This is a genomic window from Corallococcus sp. CA053C, assembly GCF_003611675.1.
GTDB lineage: Bacteria > Myxococcota > Myxococcia > Myxococcales > Myxococcaceae > Corallococcus.
Genome location: NZ_RAWA01000430.1, coordinates 1 through 8,519 on the forward strand (window position 1 = coordinate 1; position 8,519 = coordinate 8,519).

Consider the following 8,519-nt stretch of genomic DNA (forward strand, 5'->3'; position numbering starts at 1 on the left):
GGCATACGAGTTTACTACGCGTCTCGTGGGCTCGGAGATGTGTATAAGAGCCAGGGCTGGAGCTGGCCGGGCGGGCGGGCCGGTTCGCGCTCCAGCACCCGGGGGTGTTCTTCGACCAGTGGGCGTGTGTCACGCGCTACGTGTGGGCCTACGAGCCGAGGCTCTACCTGGGGCCCTTCAATGCCTTCGGCAACACCGTGGACTACAACGGCTACGCCTTCATCACCCGCCCGTGGCTGCCGCGCGCCCACCTCGCGTACATGGACCTCTTCGACGCGACGGCGAGGGCCGAGCCCTGGAAGCAGCTGGTGTTCTGGCAGCCCTCCCCGTCGCTGTACCTCCTCCTGGCGGGGCTCCTCACCACGCTGGTGAGGCAGCGCCGGGTGTCGCCGCTGCTCGTGTTCCAGGGCGCGCTCATCAACACGGCCGGCTGGCTGCTGCTGTCGCCGAACCCGGACCTGCGCTTCCTGTTTCCCACGCTGCTGGCGGCGCCGCTGGCGTGGGCCTGGGCGGTGGCGCCTCGCGTGCGGGAGGCGCGGGAGCGGAGCGACGAGGTGGGGGCCGCTGGTGTCGCGAACGTGACCGCGCAGGGGGATGCGGAGGCACCCGTCGCGCGACCTTCTGCAGGGATGAGCTGAGCCATGGACGTGAGCGGGATGGAACGCAGGCATCCGGGCAGATGGCTGGCGTTGGCGCTCGTCGGGGCGCTCGCGCTCTGGCCGCTGTTCAAGTACCAGGCGGGCCCTGACGGCGAGCTGCGGTTGCGCTTTGCCGCGGTGGGGTGGCCGCTGACGGGCAGCGTGTCCTTCCAGCGGCAGGGCCACGGAGTCCAGGAGCGGCAGCTCTCGTCGGACGACCTGTCCCAGCACGTGGGCCACGGGCTGCCGGACGGGGTGCAGGAGGTGCGCATCCCGCTGCCCCGGCGGACGGTGTCGGCGGAGGTCACGCTGGCGCAGCTGAGCGAGCGCACCGTGACCCACGTGACGTGGGCGACCCCGCGAGCGCCGGCCCTCTGGGGAGACCCCGGGGCGGCGCTCCCGTTCGAGCAGCGCACCGACGCGGACGGCCTCATGCACGTGCGCGTCCCCGAGCTGCGTCCGGGCTTCTGGGTGCCAGACGTGGCGGACGTCCTCATGGTGCTGGGGACGTGGCTCGTCTTCTGGCTCCTGCTGGAGGCGCGCTGGGGGGACGGGCGCGCGGCCGCGTTCGCCCGGCGCCACGCGGGCTGGGCCCGGTACGCGCTGCCGCTGGTGTTGGCGTGGGGCTTCCTGTGGACGCTCTACTTCCCGGGGCTCGTGGGGTTTGATCCGCTGTTGCAGTGGGAGCAGGTGGTGGCGCGCCGGTTCGTCAACTGGCACCCGCCGTTCCACACGTGGTGGCTGTGGCTCATCGCCGGACCGTTCGACTCCATGGCCTCCGTGAGCGGCCTCCAGGTGCTGCTGTTCGCGGGGCTGCTGGGCAAGGTGCTGGAGGAGCTGGGGCACTGGAAGGTGCCCGGTTGGGCCCGCTGGGGCGTGGTGGCGTGGGCCGCGCTGTCCCCGGCGCTGGGCACCAACGTCATCGCGGTGTGGAAGGACGCGCCCTTCACGCTGATGTGCCTGTGGGCGGTGCTCCTGCTGCTGCGCGCGGAGCGCACGGGCGGCCTCACCGTGAAGTCCGCGGCGCAGTTGGGACTGTGCGTGGCGTGCATCAGCCTGCTGCGGCACAACGGCCCGCTCCTGGCGGCGCCGCTGCTCGTGAGCGCGCTGTGGCGCTACCGGGGCCACCGCGAGCGCGGCACGCTGCTGATACTGGGGCTGGGGCTGGCGCTGCTGGTGCGCGGCCCGGTGTATGCCGCGGCCGGGGTGGTGCCCCCTCCGCCGCTGCTCACCCAGGTGCTGAGCATCCACCGGTTGGGCACCGCCGCCCTCCACGCGGACACGCTGCCGCCGGAGGACGTGAGCACCCTCACCCGGCTGATGCCGCTGGAGGAGTGGCAGAAGCGCTACACCTGCGAGGCCGTGGGCCGCCTCATCTGGCCCGGCACCCCGCTGTACGAGCACCAGGAGCGGCTGGAGGGCCAGGGGCTGGAGCTGGCGCGCGTGGTGGGCCGGTTCGCGCAAAGCCACCCGGAGGCGTTCTTCGACCAGTGGGTGTGCGTCACCCGCTACCTGTGGGCGATGGACTCGCTGCTCTACATCGGCCCGTTCCAGCCGGACGGCGCCGCGGTGGACCGGAACGTCTTCGGCTGGAAGACGCGCTCCTGGTTCCCCACGCTGGCGTACGAGTACACCCAGCTGCTGCTCAAGGCCTCCATCGGGTGGCGCTCGGTGCGCGTCGCGGTGTGGCAGCCCGCCCCCTCGCTGTACCTGCTGGTCGCTGGGTTGGGCGTCGTGCTCTGGCGGCAGCGCAGCGTGGGCGTACTGCTCGTCATGCAGTGCGCGCTCACCAACACGGCCGCGTGGTTGGTGCTGTCGCCGAACCCGGACCTGCGCTTCCAGTTCCCGGTGATGCTGCTCGCCCCGCTCACGCTGGCGCTCATGCTGGCACCGCGCCTCGTCCGGGCGGGGGCCCAGGCCCATCCCGGCGCGGCCCCCGTGGCTTCCGACGCGGCCCGGGGCCAGGACGTCGCCGCCGCCTGAGGTGGGGGGCAGCGGCGCGATGGCTTGCTACTTGTGCGGCACCACGGTGCCGCCCCGGAAGGCGGAGTCGCGCAGCACGAGCCCTTCCTTGAAGAGGCGCGCGGCCTTGGGGCCGACGAAGAAGTCCTTGGGGTCGCCCCGGCGGAAGGTCTTCTTGATGAACTCCTCCACCTCCAGGTAGAGGCGGCGGAACTTGTCCGGGGCCGCGTCACGCCGGCCCGTCTGGGACGTCACCTCCAGCTCCACCCACATCTGGCCGCTGAGCAGCTCGCCCTCTTCGTTGCGGCGCGAGCGCTGGATGAAGATGACGGGGGAGCGCACCTCGTCGATGCGCCACGAGCCCTTGTCCGGCCCACGCTTCACCTTGTCCACCAGCGCGGGGCCGATGTCGCTCGCCACGAGGTACAGGTCCTCCTCCGGCAGCTGCGGGAGGGTGTCCTTGCTGGCGCGGAAGGGCTTCCAGTCCGCGGGCACGCGCCGGGGGTAGACCTCCAGCACGTGACGCTCGAGGAAACGGAAGAAGGCGACCTCATCGTCGGGTGCCATGAAGAATTGGAGGATGTTGGCCATCGCCGCGTCCTCATACCCTGGAAGCACGCTAGAAACCCAGCCATGGACACCTGGCTGCGCTCCCGGATGCACGAGCTGAGTGACTTGCATGGCGTCATCCACCTGGCCGCCTGGGACCGGGAGGTGTACCTGCCCGCCAAGGCGGCCCCCGCCCGCGCCTGGCAGCTCTCCACCCTCCACGCCCTCCACCACGAGCGATTGGTGGACCCGCGCCTGGGCGACGCCCTGGCCCGTGCAGGTGGATCCAGCGACCTGACGCCCGACGAGCAGGCCATGGTGCGCGTGCTCACCCGGGAACGGGAGCGCGCGGTGCGGATGCCCGCCCGGCTGGTGACCGCGCTGGCGGCGGCGCAGGGCGAGGGCATCCAGGCGTGGCGCGAGGCTCGGGAGGCGAAGAGCTTCGCCCGCTTCCAGCCCGCGCTGGCGGCACTGCTGGCGCTGCGGCGTGAGCAGGCCGACGCGCAGGGCCACGATGGAGAGCGCTACGACGCGCTCCTGGAAGGCTTCGAGCCCGGCATGCGCGTCCAGCGCCTCACGCCGGTGCTCACCGCGCTGCGCGACGCGCTCATCCCCATGGTGGGCGCGCTCGCGTCCGTCCAGCGGCCTCCGCCCGCGTTCCTCGACGGCCGTACCTACGACACCGACCGGCAGTGGCGCTTCACGATGCGGCTGCTGCAGGCGGTGGGCTTCGACCTGGAGGCGGGCCGCCAGGACTTGAGCATCCACCCGTTCACCAACGCGCTGCACGCGCACGACGTGCGCCTCACCACGCGCCTGGACGCGGCGCACCCGCTGTCCGCGCTCTTCGGCACGCTCCACGAGGCGGGCCACGGCCTGTACGAGCAGGGCTTCGCGCCGGAGCACCAGCGCACGCCGCTGGCGGCGGTGCCGTCCATGGGGCTGCACGAGTCCCAGTCGCGCCTGTGGGAGAACCTGGTGGGCCGCGGCCGTCCCTTCTGGGCGCACCACTTCCCCGCGCTGAAGGAGGCCTTCCCCCAGGCGCTCGCGGACGTGGACCTGGACGGCTTCCACGCGGGCATCAACCACGTGGCGCCGTCGCTCATCCGCGTGGAGGCGGACGAGGTGACGTACAACCTGCACATCGTCCTGCGCTACGAGCTGGAGCTGGCGCTGCTGCGCGACGAGCTGCCCGTGTCGGAGCTGCCGTCCGCGTGGAACGAACGCATGCGGCGCTACCTGGGCCTCACGCCCCCGGACGACACCCAGGGCGTGCTGCAGGACATCCACTGGGCCTGGGGCGAGTGGGGCTACTTCCCGACGTACGCGCTGGGCAACCTCTACGCCGCATCACTCCACGCCGCCGCCGTGCGCGCGCTGCCGGAGCTGGACGCGCACCTCGAGCGGGGAGACACGTCTCCCCTGCGCGGGTGGCTGCGCGCCCAGGTGCACTCGCAGGGCTTCCGGCTGCCCGCCGAGGAGCGCGTGCGCGCCATCACCGGCGAGGGGCTCACGGACCGGGACTTCCTCCAGTACCTGCGCGCCAAGTACGGCGCGCTGTACGGCCTCACGCTGAAGGGGTAGGGCGCGCGCCGCCGGAGATGCTCAGGCGGCGAACACCAGCGGCCGGCACGCGCGCGCCAGGTGCAGCGCGTCCCGCGCGAGCTCATGCGAGGCCGGATCCTGCGCCTCCAGCCACGCGGCGCGCGCCACCTGGCTGCCCAATTCGAAGCACAGGCTCGCGGTGCGCCGCGACAGCCGGGACTCCTTCTGGAGCGCGCGCACGTTGAGCTCGCACAGCTCCGCGCACTGGCGCAGCAGCCGGAACGCCTCGGCGTCCGCCGGAAGCCCCTGGGCCGTCAGGCGCGCCATGCCCTGCTCGCAGGAACTCTGACACCGCAGGCTCGCGGCGATACACCGGGAGACCTCAATCCGCGCCCCACCTGTCCTGGCTCCCAGCATGTCAACGCCCTCCCGTGGTGTGGTGCGGGGACAAAGGTACTCACGCCTGCTGTGCTGGCAACCTGCACCGCGGGTCCAGATGGGGCTTGAACATCCAGACCGGAGTGCCGTTGCGCCGCGCGGCCGCGGGTGGATGCACAGGCCTCTCGCACGGTATCGTGCGGGGCTGCCTTTTCGTCGCGGGAAACGTCAGCTTCCCAGCACTGGGAAGGGCCCGAGCAGGGCGACGAGCTTGTCGCCGTACAGCTTGAGCCGCTTCTCCCCGAAATACGGCAACTGGCCCAGCTCCTCCACGTTCGCGGGCGGGTTCGCGGCGAGCGCGTCCATGAGGGGGTTGGTGAGGATCACGCTGGGCGTCACCTTGCGCGCCGTGGCCTGCTCCACGCGGAAGGCCTTGAGGGCCTCCTCGCGCTTGCGCCGGTGCGGGTCGCGCGGACCCTTGGGCTCGCGGTCCAGGTCCAGCTCACCCCGGGCCGCCTTCTCCTGCTGCTCGCGGATGAGGGCGAGGAGCTGGTCGCCGTGCGCGCGCACCACGGCGCCCCGCACACCCGCCGCGCGCGCCAGGTCCTTGTGGGTGTTGGGCTGCTTCAGCGCCAGGTCCGTGATGGCCATGTTGGACAGCATGCGGCCCATGGGCACGTTGTCCTTCTCCGCCCACTCCAGCCGCAGGCGGTGCAGCCCCTGGGCGATGGCGTGCGCCAGCGCGTACTGGGTCGCGGACAGGCCGCTGCGCGACAGCTTGGGCTTGTACTCGGCGCCCGTCTCCGGACGGGCCGCGGCCTCGTCGCACATGCGGGCGCAGTCGAGCAGCACCTCTTCCAGGATGTCCGCCTCGCGGCACGCGTCGCGCACCTGGCGGCCCAGCTCGCACAGGTAGCGCACGTCGTTGGCGATGTAGTCGCGCATGCCCGGGGGCAGGGGCCGCAGGGAGAAGTCGGACTGCTGGTGCTCCTTCGGCAGCTCCACGCCCAGCCGCTCGCGCGCCAGGTCCGCGAGGCCCACCTTGGGCCAACCCAGCAGCGTCACCGCGCGGTGCGTGTCGAAGAGGCCGCGCACGCGAACGCCCGCTTCGGCGAGGAACTGCAGGTCGCCCTGGGCGGCGTGGAAGAACTTGGTGCGCTCCGGATCCGCCATCAGGGGGACGAGCAGGCGCGGATCCACGCCCGGCTGGAGGGTGTCGAAGAGGAAGATGTCCGCGTCCGTCCCCAGCTGGAGGAAGCACAGCCGGGCACGGAAGGCGTGCATCGCGTCCGCCTCCAGGTCCACCGCCAGCTCGGGGGCGGCTTCGAGCACACGCGTGGCTGCCTCCGCGCCCGCTGCGTCCACTACATCCAAGGCACCTTGAGGGAAGGTCGGCATCGCGGAGAGCAGGCTAGCGGACCGGCCCGCCCCTTTGACGTGTTTTTTCCCGAACCGCCGCTAGGATGGCCCCGCCGATGAACGACGCCCAACGTCTTGAAAAGAGCCTGCTTGGCCACATGGGCCGGGCCATCGCGGACTTCCGCCTCATCGAGGCGGGGGACCGCATCATGGTGGGCGTGTCGGGGGGAAAAGACTCCTACACGATGCTCCACCTGCTGCGGGAGCTGCAGCGGCGGGCCCCCGTGAAGTTCGACCTCCTCGCGGTGAACCTGGATCAGGGACACCCGGGATTCCCCGGTCACATCCTGGAGGGGTACTTCCAGAAGGAGGGGTACGCCTACAAGATGCTGAAGGAGGACACCTACAGCATCGTCCTGGAGAAGACGCCGCCCGGGAAGACGCAGTGTTCGGTGTGCTCGCGGCTGCGCCGGGGCATCCTCTACAACGCCGCGGTGCACCTGGGCTGCAACAAGATTGCCCTGGGGCACCACCGCGACGACCTCATCCACACGATGCTGCTGAACATGTTCTTCGCCGGCAGCCTGAAGGCGATGCCGCCGCTGTTGAAGAGCGACGACGGCCGCAACGTGGTCATCCGGCCGCTGTGCTACGCGCCGGAGAAGGAGATCATCCGGTTCGCGGAGGAGAAGCAGTTCCCCATCATCCCCTGCGACCTGTGCGGTTCGCAGGAGAACCTCCAGCGCAAGCGGATGCAGAAGCTGGTGGAGGACCTGGGCAAGGAGATCCCCAACGTCCGCCAGAGCCTGCTCAACGCGATGTCGAACGTGCGGCCCACGCACCTGTTGGACAAGACCCTGAACCCGGACCCGCTGAACGCGCTCGAAGACGGGCCCGCGGTCCCCACCCCCACCGACGACACGCAAGGGAGCGCCAGTCCATGGCTCGAGACCAGGCAATAAAGACGCGCAAGGAGCGCAACGCGGCGCTGGTGGAAGCCATGCTGCTGGCCGCGATGGCGGACGGCAGCGTGTCCCAGCGCGAGATGCAGACGCTGCTGGCGCGCGTATTGGAGCGCCCGGAGTTCGAGGGCACCCAGGCCGGAGAGCTGAACCTGCTGGTGGAGTCCAGCGCGGTGCGGCTGTCGGAGGCGCGCAACCTGGAGGAGGTGCTGGCGTCGCTGCGCCGGCGGCTGCCGGACCACAAGAACCGGATGCTGGCGTTCGGGCTGGCGGCGGCGGTGGCGCTGGCGGATCAGCGCGCCACGCGTTCGGAATTGGGCCTGCTGAAGACGTTCCAGGCCGCGCTGGGCATCTCCGAGGACGAGGTGGCGCAGATCATCGACGTCATCGAGCAGGGGGGCAGCCTGTCGGAGGCGCTGGGCGAGCCCCTGGAGCGGCTGTTCGCGGAGGTGATGGTGCTGGTGCTGGCGGCGGACGGCCAGCTCAAGGAGGCCGAGGCCCGGGCGATGGTGGAGAGCTTCGCGGCGGATCCGCTCTTCCAGAACGTCAGCCCGGAGCGGGCGCAGGGCTTCGTGAGCGAGTCGGTGGCGGCGCTGGCGTCGGACGGCCTGCCGCAGCGCATGCACGTGCTGGCGCACGGGCTGGCCACGCACTCGCAGCGGATGAAGGCGTACCAGCTGGCCACGAAGATCGCCCACGCGTCCGGGAGGACCAGTCACGCGGAGCAGCGCATCCTGGATCTGCTCCAGGCGACGTTCGGTCTGGCTGACGATGAAGTGGCGCGGTTGGACGAGCAGGGGTAAGCAGGGAGAGGCATGACCTCGCACGTCCCCTCTGGTTCGCGGCACACCTTCCGCTTCGGCCTGCCGCCGTCGCTGGGCAGCGAGTCGGCGCGCGAGCGTGCGGAACGGCTCGCGTCCTTCCTGCAGCGCGCGCTGGGCAAGCTCGTGGAGGTGGGAGTCGCCACCAGCTACGAGACGCTCGCCAAGGACCTGTTGTCCGGGCGGGCGGACGCCGCCTGGGCGCCGCCCTTCGTGTGTGCGCGCATGGAGGCGATGGGCGTGCGGGTGCTGACGCGCGGGGTGCGCCGGGGCATGTCCAGCTACCGCTCCGCGCTGGTGGGGCG

The 8,519-nt window shown here is 71.3% G+C and carries 9 protein-coding genes; 6 read left to right on the top strand and 3 right to left on the bottom strand.

Features of this window, described 5'->3' with window-relative positions; genetic code table 11:
* The first annotated feature begins 104 nt into the window (after positions 1-104).
* Complete coding sequence (locus D7V97_RS36190) at positions 105-638, top strand: hypothetical protein (protein ID WP_120615179.1); 534 nt, start codon at positions 105-107, stop codon at positions 636-638.
* A gap of 18 nt (positions 639-656) precedes the next feature.
* The gene (locus D7V97_RS36195; protein ID WP_147445117.1) at positions 657-2,621 is read left to right on the top strand and encodes a hypothetical protein; all 1,965 of its coding nucleotides are present in this window, start codon (positions 657-659) and stop codon (positions 2,619-2,621) included.
* Between the two features lie 27 nt (positions 2,622-2,648).
* On the opposite strand, the gene D7V97_RS36200 is transcribed toward D7V97_RS36195, so the two are convergent.
* Positions 2,649-3,191 (bottom strand): hypothetical protein, encoded by a 543-nt coding sequence (locus tag D7V97_RS36200; RefSeq protein ID WP_199729056.1) that lies wholly within the window; start codon positions 3,189-3,191, stop codon positions 2,649-2,651.
* 42 nt (positions 3,192-3,233) lie between these two features.
* Between D7V97_RS36200 and D7V97_RS36205 the strand changes: the two genes are divergently transcribed.
* Complete coding sequence (locus D7V97_RS36205; protein ID WP_120615181.1) at positions 3,234-4,733, top strand: carboxypeptidase M32; 1,500 nt, start codon at positions 3,234-3,236, stop codon at positions 4,731-4,733.
* A gap of 21 nt (positions 4,734-4,754) precedes the next feature.
* Here the strand turns inward: D7V97_RS36205 and D7V97_RS36210 are convergent, their stop codons facing one another.
* On the bottom strand, positions 4,755-5,021 hold the full coding sequence (locus D7V97_RS36210) for a hypothetical protein (protein WP_233583439.1): 267 nt from the start codon (positions 5,019-5,021) through the stop codon (positions 4,755-4,757).
* A 279-nt stretch (positions 5,022-5,300) separates the two neighbouring features.
* Positions 5,301-6,470: a ribonuclease D gene (locus D7V97_RS36215; protein WP_120615183.1), complete on the bottom strand. Its 1,170-nt coding sequence runs from the start codon at positions 6,468-6,470 to the stop codon at positions 5,301-5,303.
* Between the two features lie 65 nt (positions 6,471-6,535).
* Between D7V97_RS36215 and ttcA the strand changes: the two genes are divergently transcribed.
* The 3 genes from ttcA to D7V97_RS36230 form a co-directional block, all read left to right on the top strand.
* Positions 6,536-7,393: a tRNA 2-thiocytidine(32) synthetase TtcA gene (gene ttcA, locus D7V97_RS36220; RefSeq protein ID WP_120615184.1), complete on the top strand. Its 858-nt coding sequence runs from the start codon at positions 6,536-6,538 to the stop codon at positions 7,391-7,393.
* Positions 7,372-8,196, top strand: a complete 825-nt coding sequence (locus D7V97_RS36225) for a tellurite resistance TerB family protein (protein ID WP_120615185.1) — start codon at positions 7,372-7,374, stop codon at positions 8,194-8,196. The genes ttcA and D7V97_RS36225 overlap by 22 nt, the downstream gene beginning before the upstream one ends.
* A 12-nt stretch (positions 8,197-8,208) precedes the next feature.
* The coding region (locus tag D7V97_RS36230) for a PhnD/SsuA/transferrin family substrate-binding protein (protein WP_147445118.1) at positions 8,209-8,519 on the top strand (311 nt) is incomplete at its 3' end.